Below are 15607 nucleotides of genomic sequence, written 5' to 3' on the forward strand. Positions count from 1 at the left end.
TTTTGCCGGGCTTATCCACGGGATTCGCAGGGTTCGGCCTGCTTCAAGTGAGGAACGAAGTTGCAGGGGCGATGACGGTTGTCCAGTTGCTCGGCGAGGATGCCGTCCCAGCCGGTACGCACCGCGTTGGTCGAACCCGGCAGGCAGCACACCAGCGTGCCATTGGCCAGGCCGGCCAGGGCGCGCGATTGCACGGTGGAGGTGCCGATATCGGCCACGGAGATCTGGCGGAACAGTTCGCCAAAGCCGTCGACGTGTTTGTCGAGCAGGCAGCTCACCGCTTCGGGCGTGCTGTCGCGGCCGGTGAAGCCGGTGCCGCCGGTGATCAGCACCACTTGCACCACGTCTTCGGCGATCCAGTGGGCGACTTTCGCGCGGATTTTGTAGAGGTCGTCCTTGAGCAGTGCGCGCTCGGCCAGGGTGTGGCCGGCGGCGGTCAGCCGGTCGACGAAGACCTGGCCCGAGGTGTCGGTGTCCAGGGTGCGGGTGTCGCTGACAGTCAGTACAGCAATATTCAGGGGTACGAAGGGCGCATCAGCCTTGGCGTTCATGGCTCGGTCCGGTTGTCGAAGGAACAGCCCGATGTTATATCACAGGGCCCTATTTACCTGCCGCTGCGGAACCGCCATGTCTCTCGATTCTTCGCCCCTGCCCTGTTCGATTCTGCTATTGGCCGGTGGCCGTGGCCAACGCATGGGTGGTCAGGACAAGGGCCTGCTGGCGTGGCACGGCCAGCCGTTGATTGCCCACCTGCAACGCCTGACCCGGGCGCTGACGGATGACCTGATCATCTCGTGCAATCGCAACCATGACCTGTATGCGCCCTACGCCGACCAGTTGGTGAGCGACGACAGCCCGGACTTTCCCGGCCCGCTGGCAGGCATCCGCGCCGGGCTCGCCGCCGCGCGCCATGCGCAGCTGCTGATACTGCCCTGCGACGTACCAAACATCGACGCGGCGCTGCTTGCCGATCTGCGTGAAACTGCACGCCGCACGCCGCAGGTGCCGGTGATGGTGCGCCAGGGCGAATTCTGGGAACCCTTGATTTGCATCATCCCAACCCACCTTAAAACTGAGGTAGAACGGGCCTGGAACGCCGGTGAACGCAGCCCGCGCAAGATTCTGCTGAAACTGGGCGGCGTGGGCCTGGAGTGCCCGGCCAATGACCCGCGCCTGGCCAACCTGAATACACCTGAACTGTTGCACGCAGCCTGCGGCGTGTCAGAATGAACCTCGCACAAGGAACTTTGTCGACGCGCCGCGCGTCACAAGGTCAGCAATTTAAAAGCATTCTCTCGGAGACAAACTCATGACTCAACGGACCATCGCCGCTCTCATGCTTGCACTGGGCCTCGCTACTCTCGCCGGTTGCGCCTCGCCTACAGTGATCACCCTGAATGACGGTCGCGAAATCCAGGCCGTCGACACCCCTAAATTCGATAAGGCTTCGGGCTTCTACGAGTTCGAACAACTTGACGGCAAGCAGACTCGCATCAACAAGGATCAGGTTCGCACCGTTAAAGACCTGTAAGTCTTAACGCTGGACCCACAAGGCCCGCCTCGCGCGGGCCTTGTCGTTTCCGGGATTTACCAGTCGAGGGTGATCAGGCTGCGGAAATCGCGTTGCTCACCGGTGACCGGGTCGATAAACCGCACGCCCTGGGCCAGCAGTTTGAGCGGGTTGGCGTAATCGTCCTCGGCATCCTTGATGACGTCGGGGTAGAACGGGTCATTGCAGATACTCGCCCCCAGCGCGGTCATGTGTACGCGCAACTGGTGCTTCTTGCCGGTCACGGGGAACAGGCCGTAACGCCACAGGTCGGCGTTTTTCTCACGGACTTCTACCGCCGTCTCGGTGTTGCTGACGCCGGGGCCTTCCTGCATGCGAAAGAACGGTTCGCCCTCCACCAGACGGCTTTTGTGAACCATGGGAAAGGTCAAATCAGGCAACGCGGGAGCGATGGCTTCGTAGAATTTGTCGATGCGCCGTGTGGGAAACAGCTGTTGATAGGCTGAACGGCTGTGCGGGTTGGCCGAAAACAGCACCAGCCCCGCGGTGTGCCGGTCGATGCGGTGCAAGGGCACCAGAGCAGGGTTATCCAGGCGCCGGATCAGGCGGCGCAACAGGGTCTGTTCAACGTACTCGCCCGCCGGGGTCACCGGGAGAAAATGCGGTTTGTCGGCGACCACCAGGTGCTTGTCGGCATACAGGATGGTTTCCTCAACCGGAATGACTTTCTCATTCGGCACTTCACGGAAGTAGTAAATGCACAGGCCTTCCTTGTAGGCCAAATCCATTTGGATCGGCGTGCCGTTGATGTCGAGTACACGGCCACGGGCGATGCGGTCCAGCCAGCGTTCACAGCCAATCGCAGGGAAATGCTCACACAGACACTCCAGCACCGTCGTCCACGGGCCAGGTGGCAAATACAACGTGCTGGCTTGGTGTTGCGACGCGGAAAAACCGGAAGATGACATGACAATGCTCGAGGCCTGGAAAATCAGGCGGGCATTATCCCGCATGGAGCGCGATGGAGCCTAGGGCGGATCTCAGGCCTTGGCCAATTGCGCGCGCAGGATCGGCGAAGCGCTGGCCGCTTCGGTGAACTCCTTGAGCCAACGCAGTACGTCCACCGCTTCCCAGCGACCGGGATCGTAAAGCGCGTACAACAACCCTTGGTAACCCACTACATCCAACTGTTTGTGATAGCCGGCGCGCTGGAACAACGCTTCGATCTCGGCAAAGCAGGTATTGAAATGCACTTTGTTAAACGGCGTCTTGCCTTCCGTGACCAGGCCGTCGAGGCGCAGCTCGTTCACCGCGTCGCGCACGACGTCGGCGGACATGCGATTGACGCTGCTTTTCAATTGTTCAACATTCACCACGGGCGTTCCCTCTATTCAATCGCTGTACAAACATACAGTAACGTAATATTTGGAAACTCGCCATCGGAGAACGCCTAGGACAGGAAGGCAACAACCTGTGCTGTGTCGAATGGCCAGTCCAGCTCGGCCCCGGTATCCACCCGGCGAAGCACCGGAATCCGCAGGCTGTAGGCGTCTGTAAGGTCATCGGGATCGGTGATATCCACCAGTTCCACCAGCAACCCGTGTTCGACGAGCGGCATGATTTCGACTTCGGCAATCTCACAAAGATGGCAACCCAGGGTGCCGAACAACTGGCATTCAGGAAGCATGGCGAATAGGCCTGATCAGGAAACAGGCAACCATTCTAAGCCTGCCAAATACCGGTGGCGAGCGGGCTTGATCTGCGTTGATTGGCGAAACGGCTCAGGCGGCCGGTGTGTTTGTTCAGGATGGACTCGCTAGCAGGCTTCAGGGGCGCTTCGCGCCCCAACGCGGGGCAAGCCCGCTCGCCACAGCAAGCCCGCTCACCACGACAGGCCCGCTGGCCACAAATCGCCGGCTTGGCATAGAAAGCCTGACCCAGATCACCATGGCCTATAACTGATTCAGCGATTCTCGCGCCTTTTTGTCCGCTCAACCTGCAAGGAAGCCGCCTGTGTTTGCCAATCTGCTGATCATTCTGGCCTCATCCCTGCTGGTGATAGCGCTGTTTCGCCGCCTGCAATTGCCGCCCGTACTGGGTTACCTGTGCGTGGGCCTGGCGTTGGGGCCCACCGCTCTGGATTGGGTGAATGACAGCGAAGAGCTGCCCGACCTTGCCGAATTGGGGGTGGTGTTCCTGCTGTTTTCTTTGGGGTTGGAGTTTTCCCTGACCAGGATGCTTGCCCTGCGCAGCGTGGTGTTTGGCTTGGGCAGTTTGCAGGTGCTGGGGTGTGCAGCCTTGCTGGGAGGGCTGTTGATGGGCTTCGGTCTGTCGCCGAGCGTCGCGCTGATGCTCGGCGCGGGGCTGGCATTGTCCTCCACCGCGATTGTCAGCAAGGAGCTGAGCAGCCTGGGGGAAATCTTCAGCAGCCACGGCCAGAACGCGATTGGCGTATTGCTGTTCCAGGATGTGGTGGCGGTGTTGCTGCTCACGTTGGTGCCGGTGTTTGCCGGCAGCAGCGAACACGCCTGGTATTGGGCACTGCCGCTGACGCTGGGCAAAACCGTGTTGTTGTTCGTCGGCTTGCTGTTCGCCAGTCGTTGGTTGCTGCCCCGCCTGTTCCACGAAGTTGCCGCGTCCCATTCGGCTGAACTGTTTGTGCTGTTGGCGCTGGTGATCGTCTTGCTCACCGCCTGGCTCACGCATTTGCTCGGCCTCTCCCCTGCCCTCGGGGCTTTTCTGGCGGGCATGCTGTTGGGGGAAAGCCATTACCGGCATCAGATTGAAGCGGACATACGGCCATTTCGCGACATTCTGCTTGGGCTGTTTTTCGTCAGCATCGGCATGCTTATCGACCTGCAGCTGTTCGTCAGCCACAGCCTGCTGATCCTCGGCCTGACCCTCGCGCTGATGCTGATCAAGGGCTGTGTGGTGGCAGCCCTGGTCAAGCTGCGCGGCAGCGACGGTGAAACCGCATGGCGCAGCGGCCTTGCCCTGGCGCAAGGCGGCGAATTCTGCTTCGCGTTGATGGCGCAGATGCAGCAGAGCCGGCTGATTCCGGACGAATTCAACGGTTTGCTGCTGGCCGCCACCTTCTGCTCGATGCTGCTGACCCCGCTGTTGCTGCGCGCCGCACCGGGCATAGCCCTGCGCCTGCACCGCAAGCCCAACCAGCAGGTGCAACTGGAGGAAATCACCGCGCTCAATGCCGACTTACATGGCCACGCGGTGATTTGCGGGTATGGCCGCGTCGGGCAATCCATCGGGCGCTTTTTGCGCCGGGAACATCAGGCGTTCATCGCCCTGGATGACGACCCCGAGCGCGTGAAAGAGGCCGCCACCGAAGACAGCAGCGTGCATTACGGCGACTGCCGCCGTGGGGCCCTGCTCAGTGCGGTCGGCCTGGAGCGCGCGCGGCTGGTGGTGATTGCCGTGGATAACAGCGAGGTGGCCCTGACCGTCCTGAAAGAAGCCAGGAGGATCAACCCGCACGTCCCCGTGCTGGTGCGCACGCGCGATGACAGCCAGCTGGCCGAGTTGAAAGCTGCGGGCGCCAGCGAAGTGGTGCCCGAGTTACTGGAATCGAGCCTGATGCTCGCCTCCCACGCCTTGATCCTGCTGGGCCTGCCGGACCATCAGGTGCAGGCGCGGGTGGATGAGGTGCGCCATGACCGTTATCGCCTATTGCACGGCTTTGATGCGCAGACCGAAAAACCGCTCAATCCTGACTGACCGCCCCAATCTTGTGGATCGACAGGTCCGCGCCGTAGTACTCCTGCTCCTGGCTCAGGCGCAGCCCGTGCACGCGCTTGATCACGCCGTACACCAACAGCCCGCCGATCAGCGCCACCGCCACGCCCAGTGCCGTGCCGATCAACTGGCTGATCAGGCTCACGCCGCCCAGGCCACCAAGGGCCGTCTGGCCAAAGATGCCGCACGCTATGCCGCCCCACACGCCGCACAAGCCATGCAGCGGCCATACACCCAGCACATCGTCGATCTTCCAGCGATCCTGGGCCGCGATAAAGAACCACACAAACAATCCACCGGCCACCGCACCGGTGACCAGCGCGCCCACCGGGTGCATCAGGTCGGAACCGGCGCAGATCGCCACCAGCCCGGCCAACGGGCCGTTATGCAGGAAGCCTGGGTCATTGCGGCCAATCACCAACGCGGCAACGGTGCCGCCGACCATGGCCATCAACGAGTTCACGGCGACCAGGCCGCTGACGCCATTGAGAGTCTGCGCGCTCATCACGTTAAAGCCGAACCAGCCGACAATCAGGATCCACGAGCCCAGCGCCAGGAACGGAATGCTCGACGGCGCAAAGGCCACCAAGCGCCCTTCCCGGTATCGACCATTGCGCGGTCCCAGCAGCAGCACCGCCGCCAGCGCCAGCCAGCCGCCCATGGCATGCACCACCACGGAACCGGCAAAATCGTGAAAGCTGGCACCAAAGGTTGCCAGCAGCCAGGCTTGCAGGCCGAAGTTGCCGTTCCACACCATGCCTTCGAAAAACGGGTAGATAAACGCCACGATCAGCGCGGTGGCACACAGCTGCGGAGCGAACCTGGCGCGCTCGGCAATCCCCCCGGAAATAATCGCCGGAATCGCCGCTGCAAACGTCAGCAGGAAGAAAAATTTCACCAGGCCGTAGCCATGATCGGCGCTGATCACCGCCGCCGGTTGCATGAAGCTCACGCCGTAGGAGATCCAATAGCCTATAAAGAAATAGGCCAGGGTAGAGATAGCGAAGTCGCTGAGGATCTTCGACAGGGCATTCACCTGGTTTTTCTGGCGCACGGTACCGACTTCCAGGAACGCGAAGCCGGCGTGCATGGCCAAAACCATGACCGCACCGATCAGGATGAACAGGGTGTTGGAGCTGTGAACAAGCGTGTCCACCGCACTTTGCATATTTTCCATGGAGGTTGGCAGGCCTGCATTAAAGGCAAAAAGCACCAAAGCGGTTCAAGCCAGGGTGTCGCGCACTAAATTGGCACCACCGGTCCCACCTCTGTGCAGAAGGTGTGAACCGCTTTAGCGCAGCGATCAACACAACAGGCCGTTGCCGACAGGGTTTTTCCGCGGGTTTTGTTGATTTAGGGTAAGGTTTTTCAAGGCATTAGCCTCGGGTCGCCCGGATTCAGCGCATACCCTGGGGCAGGCGCACCAAGGCAAAGCAAAAGCTGTACCAGACAATTGCAGTGAACCTTCACCGTTACCGGTGACTCGAAAACAAACGTAACGCACCAGACGCACAGATCAGCCAATCACGGAGATAACCATGGCCCGAAGAACTGCAAAGACTGCTCAAGAAATACTGATGGCGGATTTTCAAACCTTGGTCAGTGACACTGAAAGGTTGCTGGACGACACCGCGGTATTGGCCGGCGACCAGGCCGACGAGCTGCGCACAAAGATCCACGACAGCCTGCTCAAGGCCCGCGAAACCCTGCAACTGACCGAAGATTCCCTGCGTGAACGCGGCCAGGCGGCTGTCACCGCCACCGAAGATTACGTGCAAGCCAACCCTTGGCAGTCAGTCGGCATTGCCGCCGGCGTTGGCTTTCTGATCGGTCTGCTGGCTACAAGGCGCTAATACCATGTCTATCGGCGAATCCGGCTCGTCCACGAGCTCAAGCTCCACTTCCCGACGCCTGGGCGCGGCCGTTCTGGGCTTGCTGCACAGCCACGTCGAATTGTTTGGCATCGAGTTGCAGGAGCAGAAATCCCGCACGGTCAGCTTGCTGCTGTTTGCAGGCCTGGCGCTGGTGTTTGCCTTGCTGCTGCTGGTGGGGTTATCGGCGCTGGTGATGATTCTGGTCTGGGACACTTACCGTCTCACCGGGATTATCAGCCTCTGCGTGTTCTACAGCCTGGCCGCAGCATTTTGCGGAGTGCGCTTGAAAGCGGCGATATTCGATGAATCCACGCCCTTCCACGCCACCCTCGAAGAGCTGGCCAATGATCGGGAGCGCCTGCTGCCATGAGCATGACTGAAATCCCGCAAAACACCTCCCGCCGGGAAATGCGCAAGGCGTTGATCCGCCTGCGCATGGAAATGCACCGTCAGGAAATCCGCCATGAGTCTCAGCAACTGATGGTCCCGCTGAACAAAGTGCGTGACCTGCGCCATAACTGGCAGGACAGCCTGGGCATCAAGCATGCGCCGCTGTGGGGCGTGGCTGCAGTGACGCTGATGGGCTTTTTTACCGGCAAGGGCGCCAAGGCCGGCAGTATCAGCAGCGTGACGCGCCTGGTGCGGCTGGGCGCCGGTTTGATCCCGTTGATCAAATTGGCCATGGCAGGGCGCAAGGGTTAATCGCGACTGGCTGCATTCTTGCAAACAGAATCGGCCCGGCCCTCGTTACTGAGGGCCGGGCCTTTTTTCGCCAGCTCTCTTAAGGAGGCCCCGTGATCGACGGGCAACCGCTCGCCTGTTTCCAGCCATTCATCGACACTGCCACCGGGCGCATCGCCGGCGTCGAGGCACTCGGCCGTCTGCGCCAGGCTGATGGCCGCTTGCTGTCAGTCGGCCCGCTGTTTGCCGACCCGCGCACGCCAGGCGTGGCCTTGCGCCGCCTCGACCGGCAGATCCGCGACAATGCCTTGAGCCGCCTGCATGAAGCGCCCGCAGACTGGTTTCTGAGCCTGAACATCTCGCCCCGCTGGATCAACCGTCTGCGCCCCGGCCAAGCCTTGCCCAGCCTGAAGCAGGTGCATGCGCATGGCGTCGATCCGCAGCGCATTGTGTTCGAGATCACCGAACTGGGCGGTGACATCCAGCGTCTGGCCGAGGTGGTGGCGCGCTATCGTGAGGCCGGTGCACGCATTGCCATCGATGACTTCGGTGCCGGCTACTCCCAGCTTGACCGGGTGCTCGCGCTGCAGCCGGATATCCTCAAGCTGGACATGCGCCTGTTCCAGGAAGCCGCCAAGGGCGGACCAAGCAGTGAGGTCGTGCGCGCGCTGGCGCAAATGGCCGAAAAGACGGGCTGCTGGATCATCGCCGAGGGCGTGGAAACCGAGGCGCAGCTGAGCTTCGCCCTGGAATGCGGCGCGCGGTACGTACAGGGTTACCTGTTTGCCCAAGCGCAACTCGACTGGTTTGCCACCGATGCCTTCGTGCCGCAATTTGCCCGGCTGCGCACGGTTTACGTGCAGCAAAAACTGGCTGAACGCGGCCGCATCATGCACTTGCGCCTGCAACTGGCCCAGCTGATGCTGATCCTGCAGAACTGGGCACAGGGCCAGGCACCGCTGGAACAGTTACCTCAATTGCCGGATTTTCCCTGGCTGCTGCGCTTTTATCAGTGCGACCGGCATGGCACCCAGCTGACGCCCAACTTCGAATGGCGCCAGGACGCCTGGCAGGCCGACAGCCGCTACCTGGGGCATAACTGGTCGTGGCGCCCCTACTTCTATCACCTGCTGGCCGAAGGCTGGGAGGAGCGACGCCTGACCCTCTCCCAGACTTACCGCGACGCCACCACCAATCAGTATTGCCTGACCGCCGGACAATTCTTCGATAACGGTCAGCGTTTGCTGTTAATCGATATAGACGCGGCCGGCTTGTAGATTTTCGCTTGCCCCGGTGCATCTGAACCGGGAAGCTGGGAGGGTCATTCACCGCACGGAGAGTACCCGCCTTGGATTGGCCCACCCTGCTTACCCGCGAACGTCTTGGAAAGCCTCTGCACAGCCCGGAAGAACTCGGCCGCAGCCCGTTTCACAAAGACCATGACCGTATTATTTTCTCCGGCGCCTTCCGCCGCCTGGGCCGCAAGACCCAAGTGCACCCGGTGTCCAGCAACGATCATATTCATACGCGCCTGACCCACTCCCTGGAAGTCAGCTGCGTCGGCCGTTCCCTCGGCATGCGCGTGGGCGAAACCCTGCGCAGCGCCCTGCCCGACTGGTGCGACCCCAGCGATCTGGGCATGGTCGTGCAATCGGCTTGCCTGGCCCATGACATCGGCAACCCGCCATTCGGGCATTCCGGCGAAGATGCCATCCGCCACTGGTTCCAACAGGCGGCCGGACGCGGCTGGCTGGACGACATGAGCAGCGCCGAGCGCAATGACTTCCTCAATTTCGAAGGCAACGCCCAGGGTTTTCGGGTGCTGACCCAGCTTGAGTACCACCAGTTCGACGGCGGTACTCGCCTGACCTATGCCACTCTGGGCACCTACCTGAAATACCCCTGGACCGCCCGCCACGCCGACTCGCTGGGCTACAAGAAGCATAAGTTCGGCTGTTACCAGAGCGAGCTGCCGATTCTTGAGCAGATCGCCCACAGGCTTGGCCTGCCGCAACTGGAAGAACAACGCTGGGCCCGTCATCCACTGGTGTACCTGATGGAGGCGGCAGACGATATCTGCTACGCCTTGATCGATCTCGAAGACGGCCTGGAAATGGAGTTGCTCGAATACGCCGAGGTCGAGTCGTTGTTGCTCGACCTGGTCGGTGACGACCTGCCCCAGACTTATCGACAACTGGGCGCGCAAGACTCGCGCCGGCGCAAGCTGGCGATTTTGCGCGGCAAGGCCATCGAGCACCTGACCAATGCCGCTGCCCGGGCTTTCGTGGAACAGCAGGATGCGTTGCTGGCCGGCACACTGCCGGGCGATCTGGTGGAGCACATGCATGGCCCTGCCAAGCGTTGCGTGCTGGATGCCAAGGACATGGCCCGCAAGAAAATCTTCCAGGACAAGCGCAAGACCCTGCATGAAATCGGTGCCTACACCACCCTCGAAATCCTCTTGAATGCGTTTTGCGGTGCCGCGCTGGAGCAACATGGCGGGCGCACGCCGTCGTTCAAGAACCGGCGCATCCTCGACCTGCTCGGCAACAGCGCACCGGACCCGGCGTGGCCGTTGCACGCCTCGTTCATGCGCATGATCGACTTTATTGCCGGCATGACCGACAGCTACGCCACCGAGATGGCACGGGAGATGACCGGGCGTTCGAGCCCACAATGACGCTTTCGATCACGCCGCCTGTTCCCCGAACAGAATCTGCCTACGAAGGGAACAGAGCTGCCTGATCGAATTCGTACACTCATTCAAGGAATAATCACGCCCGCTTCTGGCGGACCTGGCGAGCAATTCCTACGCGCCACCCCATCGACGCTTGACTGACCCGTGTGCCCCTATGCCCAGACACCCTCTTCGAATCCTATTGGTGGAGGATCACCCCTTTCAGCTTCTGGCCACCCAGTGCCTGCTTAACACCTTCGGCTTCGACCACCTGACTCTGGCAGAAAATGCCGAACAGGCGATCCGCGCGATGTCTGAGTCCAAAAGGCCATTTGACCTGATGCTGTGCGACCAGTGCCTGCCTGATTTACTCGGCCTGGAGCTGGTGGAAATCGCCAGTCGCCAACACTTTATAACCGGCGCCATTCTGCTGAGCGGGCTGCCTTCCTCGGAACTGTTCAACCTGACCACCCAAGCCCTGCAGCGTGGTTTGCCGCTGCTTGGTTATTTATCCAAACCGCTGAATAAAGACGAACTCGAAAATTTGATTGCCCCCCTGGTCCGATTATAAATGTAGGACTTTAAACTCTGCCCACCTACGAAAACATACCTGAACCAATCGCTGAATCGCTGGCACTGCCAATGACCGCACTGATTTAAAACTTGCTTACATCCAGCGTCACAAAGCCTTAACAACTGGTAGGCAACTACCTTTTTTCATGTAGGAATTCTCCTGTTTTATACCTGTTCCCACCATGGTTCATGCTCCTCCCTCTTCTTCTGAGCTAATGTGCCCGCTTTATTTGCACTTGCATGGAATGTGATTATGAACACGGTTTTTATCATTGATGACCACCCCGTTATCAGGCTGGCGATCCGCATGTTGCTGGAACATGAGGGTTATAAAGTCGTCGGTGAAACGGACAACGGTTGTGATGCGATACAAATGGTTCGCGAATGCCTGCCGGACTTGATCATTCTGGATATCAGCATTCCCAAACTTGACGGCCTCGAAGTGCTGTGCCGATTCAACGCCATGAACACATCGATGAAAACCCTGATTCTGACCGCCCAGAGCCCGACGCTGTTTGCCACGCGCTGCATGCGCTCGGGCGCGGATGGCTATGTGTGCAAGGAAGGCGACCTGAGCGAACTGCTGAGTGCGATCCGCGCCGTATTGTCGGGCTACAACTATTTTCCCAGCCAGGCGCTCAATGGCAATGCAGACGGCACAGACACGCTGGAACTTGAACTGTTTAAAACAGTGAACGATCGGGAACTGATGGTCTTACAACTTTTCGCACAGGGCCGTACCAATAAGGAAATCGCCAAAGGCATGTTTTTAAGTAACAAAACAGTAAGTACTTACAAAAAAAGGCTGATGCAAAAACTTAAAGCCAAGTCCTTGGTAGAACTTATCGAGATGGCAAAACGAAACGCGCTAGTGTGAGAAAGCGGATGCCCAGCCGTATAAAGGACTATTTGATTATATTAATCGCCGGTGTGTGTTTCAGCACGACGGTGCCTGCGGACCCCGCTCCCGGCCCGGAACACTTCACGCTGTTGAGCCGTGCAAGTGCGGTACAACTGGATGTTCAACTGGACAAGGCCCAGCGCCAGTGGTTACAGAACAAACGCGAGTTGGTGCTCGGCACTTCGGCGCCGGACTACCCGCCCTTCGACCTGACCTCCAGCGGCCGCGACTATGAGGGCCTGACCGCCGATTACGCAGGGCTGTTGGCCCAAGCCCTGGCATTGCCCGTGAAGGTGGTGCGCTACCCCACCCGAGAAGCCTCGATCCACGCGCTTGAAACGGGCGAAATTGACTTGTTGGGCTCCTCCAACGGCTTTGAAGCCGCCAACCCGAATCTCATCCTGTCGCAGCCATACGCGGTGGACCAACCCGTGCTGGTAACCCGTGAGGGTGAAACTTACAACCTGGGCAATGGGCTGGCCGGACTGCGCTTGAGCCTGGTCTACCACTACCTGCCGTTGAGCGAAGTGCAGAAGCTGTATCCAAAGGCCAACATCCGCGCCTACCCCTCGTACCAAAACGCGTTGAATGCGGTGGCGTTCGACCAGGCCGACGTGTTTTTGGGCGACACCATTTCCACCCATTACATGATCAACAAGGGCTACCTGAAAAACATCCGCATGGCCAACTTCGGCAAGCATGAAGCCTACGGCTTCAGCTTTGCGCTGCGCCAGGAACAGCGCACTTTGCTGAGCATCGTCGATTCGGTGCTGGCCGCCATCCCCATCAATGAACGCGACAGTATCGCCAAGCGCTGGAGCGCCGGCAGCGATATCTTGCTGACCGACAAGAAACTGCAGCTGACCCAGCGCGAAGAGCGTTGGCTCAAAGACCATCCGGTGGTGACAGTCGTCGTCAATGAGACCTTCGCACCGCTGACGTTTTTCGACGCCGAAGGCAATTTTCGCGGCATCACCGCAGACTTGCTGGAACTGATACGCCTGCGCACCGGGTTACGTTTCAAGATCCTGCGCAGTCGCGAAGTCAACGCGATGATCGAGCAGGTCACCACCGGTAAAGCCGATATCATCGGGGCCATTGTCCCCAGCGTTGAAAGGGAGGCTTCGCTGAGTTTCAGTCGCCCTTACCTGGAAAACTCCTACGTCCTGCTGACCCGCAAAGAGCCCGGCGCGCCCTCGAACCTGGAGCAGATGGCAGGCAAGCGCCTGGCGATCACCGTGGGCAACCCCTTGGAAAAAATCCTCACGCAGGACTTCCCGCAGATTCGCCTGGTGGAGGTCAGCGACACCTTCAAGGCATCCGAAATGCTGGCCCAAGGCAATGTGGAAGGTGCCGTCAACTCGCTGGTGATCGCCAACTACTTCCTGTCCTCCCAGGTTTTCCAGGACAAACTGCAGATCAGCACCAGTATCGGCACCCTACCCGCCACGTTCGCCCTGGCAACACCTCGCCGCGCCGTCGAATTGAGTTCAATCCTGGACAAGGCCCTGCTGAGCATTGCTCCAGACGAAATGGGCGTGATCAACAGTCGCTGGCGAGGCTATACCGCCGCCCCCGACAGTTACTGGCGCAATTACCACCAGTTGATCGCGCAAATCATCGTCGGCACCGGGCTGTTGCTGCTGATTTCACTGACCTGGAACGCCCACATGCGCCGCCAGATCAAACATCGAAAAATGGCCGAGCGCGCCCTTAACGATCAGTTTGAGTTCATGCGCGCATTGGTCAACGAAACCCCGCACCCGATCTATGTGCGTGATCGAAACGGCCTGTTGCAAACCTGTAATGACAGTTACTTGCAGGTCTTCGACGTCAAGCGTGAAGACGTGATCGGCAAGAGCGTGATCCAGATGGACATGGCCCGGGAATCGGAAGCCGCGCAATACCACGCGGACTACCAGCAAGTCGTGGCGCAAGGCAACCCACTGATTCTCGACCGCACCCTGCACCTGCACGGAAAAAAACTGACGATCTATCACTGGATTCTTCCTTACCGTGACTCCGTCGGTGAAGTCCAGGGCATCATCGGGGGCTGGATCGACATCAGTGAGCGACGCCAGCTGTTCGACGAGTTGCGCGCCGCCAAGGAACGCGCCGATGAAGCGAACCGGGCCAAAAGCACCTTCCTTGCCACCATGAGCCATGAAATCCGCACGCCGATGAATGCCGTGATCGGCATGCTGGAGTTGACCCTCAAGCGGGCTGACCAGGGTCATCTCGACCGCCCCGCGATCGAAGTGGCCTACAACTCGGCCAAAGACCTGCTGGAATTGATCGGCGATATTCTGGACATCGCGCGCATCGAGTCCGGCCGTTTGAGCCTGGCGCCGGAACGCGTGAACCTGCGGGAAGTCATCGAATCGGTGGTGCGCGTGTTCGACGGCCTGGCACGGCAGAAAACCCTCAGCCTGCTGCTGGAGTTCAAGCCCGAGCAGGATGACACCGAGGTGCTGATCGACCCGTTACGCTTCAAACAGGTGCTGTCCAACCTGGTGAGCAATGCGATCAAGTTCACCGAGCGCGGGCGGGTGCACATCAAGGTGGACGTGCAACCCACCGATCAACCGCAGCAGGTCGAAATGAAACTGGTGGTCGAGGACACCGGCATCGGTATCAGTCGCGACGACCAACTGCGCCTGTTCGAGCCGTTTGCCCAGGCCGATAACTCCGGGCACCTGGCCAGAAGCGGCGCCGGCCTGGGGCTGGTGATCTGCCGAAGCCTGTGCGCGATGATGGGCGGGCAACTGAGCCTGAGCAGTGTGCCGATGGTGGGCACCCAAGTGCATGTCAACTTGACAATGCCCCGCCTGCAGCCGGTCCAGCCCGTGGGTGAACTCAAACCCGCGCCCCCGGCGCTTGCGCCGGTGCTCAACGTATTGGTGGTGGATGACCATCCCGCGAACCGCCTGCTGATGTGTCAGCAACTGGGTTACCTGGGGCATCAGTTCACCGCAGCCCAGCACGGTGCCGCCGGCTTCAAGGCATGGCGTCAGGAACGCTTCGACCTGGTCATCGCCGACTGCAACATGCCGATCATGAACGGCTACGAATTGACCCGCTCGATCCGTGAGTATGAACAGCGCGAACAGCTGCCGGCCTGCGTCGTGCTGGGCTTCACCGCCAATGCTCAGCCGGAAGAGAAACTGCGCTGCGCGCAAGCGGGTATGAATGACTGCCTGTTCAAGCCAATCAGCCTGACGGTGCTGGAGCGGCAACTGGCGCAGATCGGCCAGCAACCCGGCGGTGTGAGGCTCGACCTCAGCAGCCTGGAAGCGCTGACGGGCGGCGACCCACAGCTGAGTCGCCGCCTGCTCGAGGAATTGCTTAACAGCAGCCGTCATGACCGTCAGGAACTGACCGCCATGTTGGCGCAACAGGCATCGCCCCAGGCCATCATTGACCAGGCCCACAAGATCAAGGGAGCTGCGCGCATCGTGCAGGCTGCTGCGCTGGCCGGCGAATGTGAAGCGCTGGAGCACGCCTGCGCGCAAGGTGAAGATCGGCCGAGGATCGAAACCGGCATCAAGACCCTGGAAAAATGCATGCTTGAATTGGAGAGGATGCTGCAGATGCGCCTTAATGAACTGGACGCCTTGCAATAGGCAGGGCGAGTGTTTTGC

At 60.1% G+C, this 15607-nt stretch carries 16 protein-coding genes; 11 read left to right on the plus strand and 5 right to left on the minus strand.

The window, feature by feature from the left end; all coding sequences use genetic code 11:
• Window positions 1-11: 11 nt before the first annotated feature.
• Window positions 12-551: a molybdenum cofactor biosynthesis protein B gene (moaB, locus tag AACU78_RS16180; protein WP_106576795.1), complete on the minus strand. Its 540-nt coding sequence runs from the start codon at window positions 549-551 to the stop codon at window positions 12-14.
• A gap of 76 nt (window positions 552-627) precedes the next feature.
• Here moaB and mobA point away from each other — a divergent pair, with 76 nt between their 5' ends.
• Both mobA and AACU78_RS16190 read left to right on the plus strand, forming a co-directional pair.
• Window positions 628-1230, plus strand: a complete 603-nt coding sequence (mobA, locus tag AACU78_RS16185; RefSeq protein WP_106576796.1) for a molybdenum cofactor guanylyltransferase MobA — start codon at window positions 628-630, stop codon at window positions 1228-1230.
• 79 nt (window positions 1231-1309) lie between these two features.
• Window positions 1310-1531 (plus strand): YgdI/YgdR family lipoprotein, encoded by a 222-nt coding sequence (locus AACU78_RS16190; protein WP_065901933.1) that lies wholly within the window; start codon window positions 1310-1312, stop codon window positions 1529-1531.
• 56 nt (window positions 1532-1587) lie between these two features.
• Here the strand turns inward: AACU78_RS16190 and AACU78_RS16195 are convergent, their stop codons facing one another.
• From AACU78_RS16195 to AACU78_RS16205, 3 genes are all read right to left on the minus strand, one after another.
• Window positions 1588-2478, minus strand: coding sequence for a pseudouridine synthase (locus tag AACU78_RS16195; RefSeq protein WP_106577284.1), 891 nt, complete (start codon window positions 2476-2478; stop codon window positions 1588-1590).
• Between the two features lie 72 nt (window positions 2479-2550).
• Window positions 2551-2886 carry a hypothetical protein gene (locus tag AACU78_RS16200; RefSeq protein ID WP_017529348.1) on the minus strand — a complete coding sequence of 112 codons (336 nt, stop codon included), beginning with the start codon at window positions 2884-2886 and terminating at the stop codon, window positions 2551-2553.
• Window positions 2887-2960: 74 nt separating this feature from the next.
• Entirely contained in the window at window positions 2961-3197 is a 237-nt protein-coding gene (locus AACU78_RS16205; protein WP_106576797.1) for a glutaredoxin family protein, read from the minus strand.
• Window positions 3198-3523: 326 nt separating this feature from the next.
• On the opposite strand from AACU78_RS16205, the gene AACU78_RS16210 reads away from it, so the two are divergent.
• Window positions 3524-5242, plus strand: coding sequence for a cation:proton antiporter (locus tag AACU78_RS16210; protein ID WP_106576798.1), 1719 nt, complete (start codon window positions 3524-3526; stop codon window positions 5240-5242).
• On the opposite strand, the gene AACU78_RS16215 is transcribed toward AACU78_RS16210, so the two are convergent.
• A complete protein-coding gene (locus AACU78_RS16215) occupies window positions 5229-6437 on the minus strand; it encodes an ammonium transporter (RefSeq protein ID WP_106577285.1) in 1209 nt (402 codons plus the stop codon). The two genes, AACU78_RS16210 and AACU78_RS16215, sit on opposite strands and share 14 nt — an antisense overlap.
• A gap of 361 nt (window positions 6438-6798) precedes the next feature.
• Here AACU78_RS16215 and AACU78_RS16220 point away from each other — a divergent pair, with 361 nt between their 5' ends.
• The 8 genes from AACU78_RS16220 (at window position 6799) to AACU78_RS16255 (ending at window position 15589) form a co-directional block, all read left to right on the plus strand.
• On the plus strand, window positions 6799-7113 hold the full coding sequence (locus tag AACU78_RS16220; protein ID WP_106576799.1) for a DUF883 family protein: 315 nt from the start codon (window positions 6799-6801) through the stop codon (window positions 7111-7113).
• A gap of 4 nt (window positions 7114-7117) precedes the next feature.
• A complete protein-coding gene (locus AACU78_RS16225) occupies window positions 7118-7504 on the plus strand; it encodes a phage holin family protein (protein ID WP_064451560.1) in 387 nt (128 codons plus the stop codon).
• Window positions 7501-7836, plus strand: coding sequence for a hypothetical protein (locus tag AACU78_RS16230; protein ID WP_106576800.1), 336 nt, complete (start codon window positions 7501-7503; stop codon window positions 7834-7836). The genes AACU78_RS16225 and AACU78_RS16230 overlap by 4 nt, the downstream gene beginning before the upstream one ends.
• Before the next feature lie 92 nt (window positions 7837-7928).
• A complete protein-coding gene (locus tag AACU78_RS16235; RefSeq protein WP_106576801.1) occupies window positions 7929-9092 on the plus strand; it encodes an EAL domain-containing protein in 1164 nt (387 codons plus the stop codon).
• Window positions 9093-9163: 71 nt separating this feature from the next.
• On the plus strand, window positions 9164-10495 hold the full coding sequence (locus AACU78_RS16240; RefSeq protein WP_106576802.1) for a deoxyguanosinetriphosphate triphosphohydrolase: 1332 nt from the start codon (window positions 9164-9166) through the stop codon (window positions 10493-10495).
• A 172-nt stretch (window positions 10496-10667) separates the two neighbouring features.
• On the plus strand, window positions 10668-11063 hold the full coding sequence (locus AACU78_RS16245) for a response regulator (RefSeq protein WP_106576803.1): 396 nt from the start codon (window positions 10668-10670) through the stop codon (window positions 11061-11063).
• Between the two features lie 255 nt (window positions 11064-11318).
• Window positions 11319-11942, plus strand: coding sequence for a response regulator transcription factor (locus AACU78_RS16250; protein WP_106576804.1), 624 nt, complete (start codon window positions 11319-11321; stop codon window positions 11940-11942).
• Window positions 11943-11950: 8 nt separating this feature from the next.
• Window positions 11951-15589, plus strand: a complete 3639-nt coding sequence (locus AACU78_RS16255; RefSeq protein WP_106576805.1) for a transporter substrate-binding domain-containing protein — start codon at window positions 11951-11953, stop codon at window positions 15587-15589.
• The last annotated feature ends 18 nt before the right edge of the window (window positions 15590-15607 follow it).

This window comes from Pseudomonas sp. R9.37, assembly GCF_963878885.1.
Taxonomy (GTDB): Bacteria; Pseudomonadota; Gammaproteobacteria; order Pseudomonadales; family Pseudomonadaceae; genus Aquipseudomonas.

What these genes read in the sequence shown, in the direction of transcription:
- AACU78_RS16215 (WP_106577285.1), bottom strand. Translation starts at nt 6,437, where the DNA reads ATGGAAAATATGCAAAGTGCGGTGGACACGCTTGTTCACAGCTCCAAC.
- moaB (WP_106576795.1), bottom strand. Translation starts at nt 551, where the DNA reads ATGAACGCCAAGGCTGATGCGCCCTTCGTACCCCTGAATATTGCTGTA.
- mobA (WP_106576796.1), top strand. Translation starts at nt 628, where the DNA reads ATGTCTCTCGATTCTTCGCCCCTGCCCTGTTCGATTCTGCTATTGGCC.
- AACU78_RS16190 (WP_065901933.1), top strand. Translation starts at nt 1,310, where the DNA reads ATGACTCAACGGACCATCGCCGCTCTCATGCTTGCACTGGGCCTCGCT.
- AACU78_RS16245 (WP_106576803.1), top strand. Translation starts at nt 10,668, where the DNA reads ATGCCCAGACACCCTCTTCGAATCCTATTGGTGGAGGATCACCCCTTT.
- AACU78_RS16225 (WP_064451560.1), top strand. Translation starts at nt 7,118, where the DNA reads ATGTCTATCGGCGAATCCGGCTCGTCCACGAGCTCAAGCTCCACTTCC.
- AACU78_RS16205 (WP_106576797.1), bottom strand. Translation starts at nt 3,197, where the DNA reads ATGCTTCCTGAATGCCAGTTGTTCGGCACCCTGGGTTGCCATCTTTGT.
- AACU78_RS16195 (WP_106577284.1), bottom strand. Translation starts at nt 2,478, where the DNA reads ATGTCATCTTCCGGTTTTTCCGCGTCGCAACACCAAGCCAGCACGTTG.
- AACU78_RS16220 (WP_106576799.1), top strand. Translation starts at nt 6,799, where the DNA reads ATGGCCCGAAGAACTGCAAAGACTGCTCAAGAAATACTGATGGCGGAT.
- AACU78_RS16250 (WP_106576804.1), top strand. Translation starts at nt 11,319, where the DNA reads ATGAACACGGTTTTTATCATTGATGACCACCCCGTTATCAGGCTGGCG.
- AACU78_RS16230 (WP_106576800.1), top strand. Translation starts at nt 7,501, where the DNA reads ATGAGCATGACTGAAATCCCGCAAAACACCTCCCGCCGGGAAATGCGC.
- AACU78_RS16255 (WP_106576805.1), top strand. Translation starts at nt 11,951, where the DNA reads ATGCCCAGCCGTATAAAGGACTATTTGATTATATTAATCGCCGGTGTG.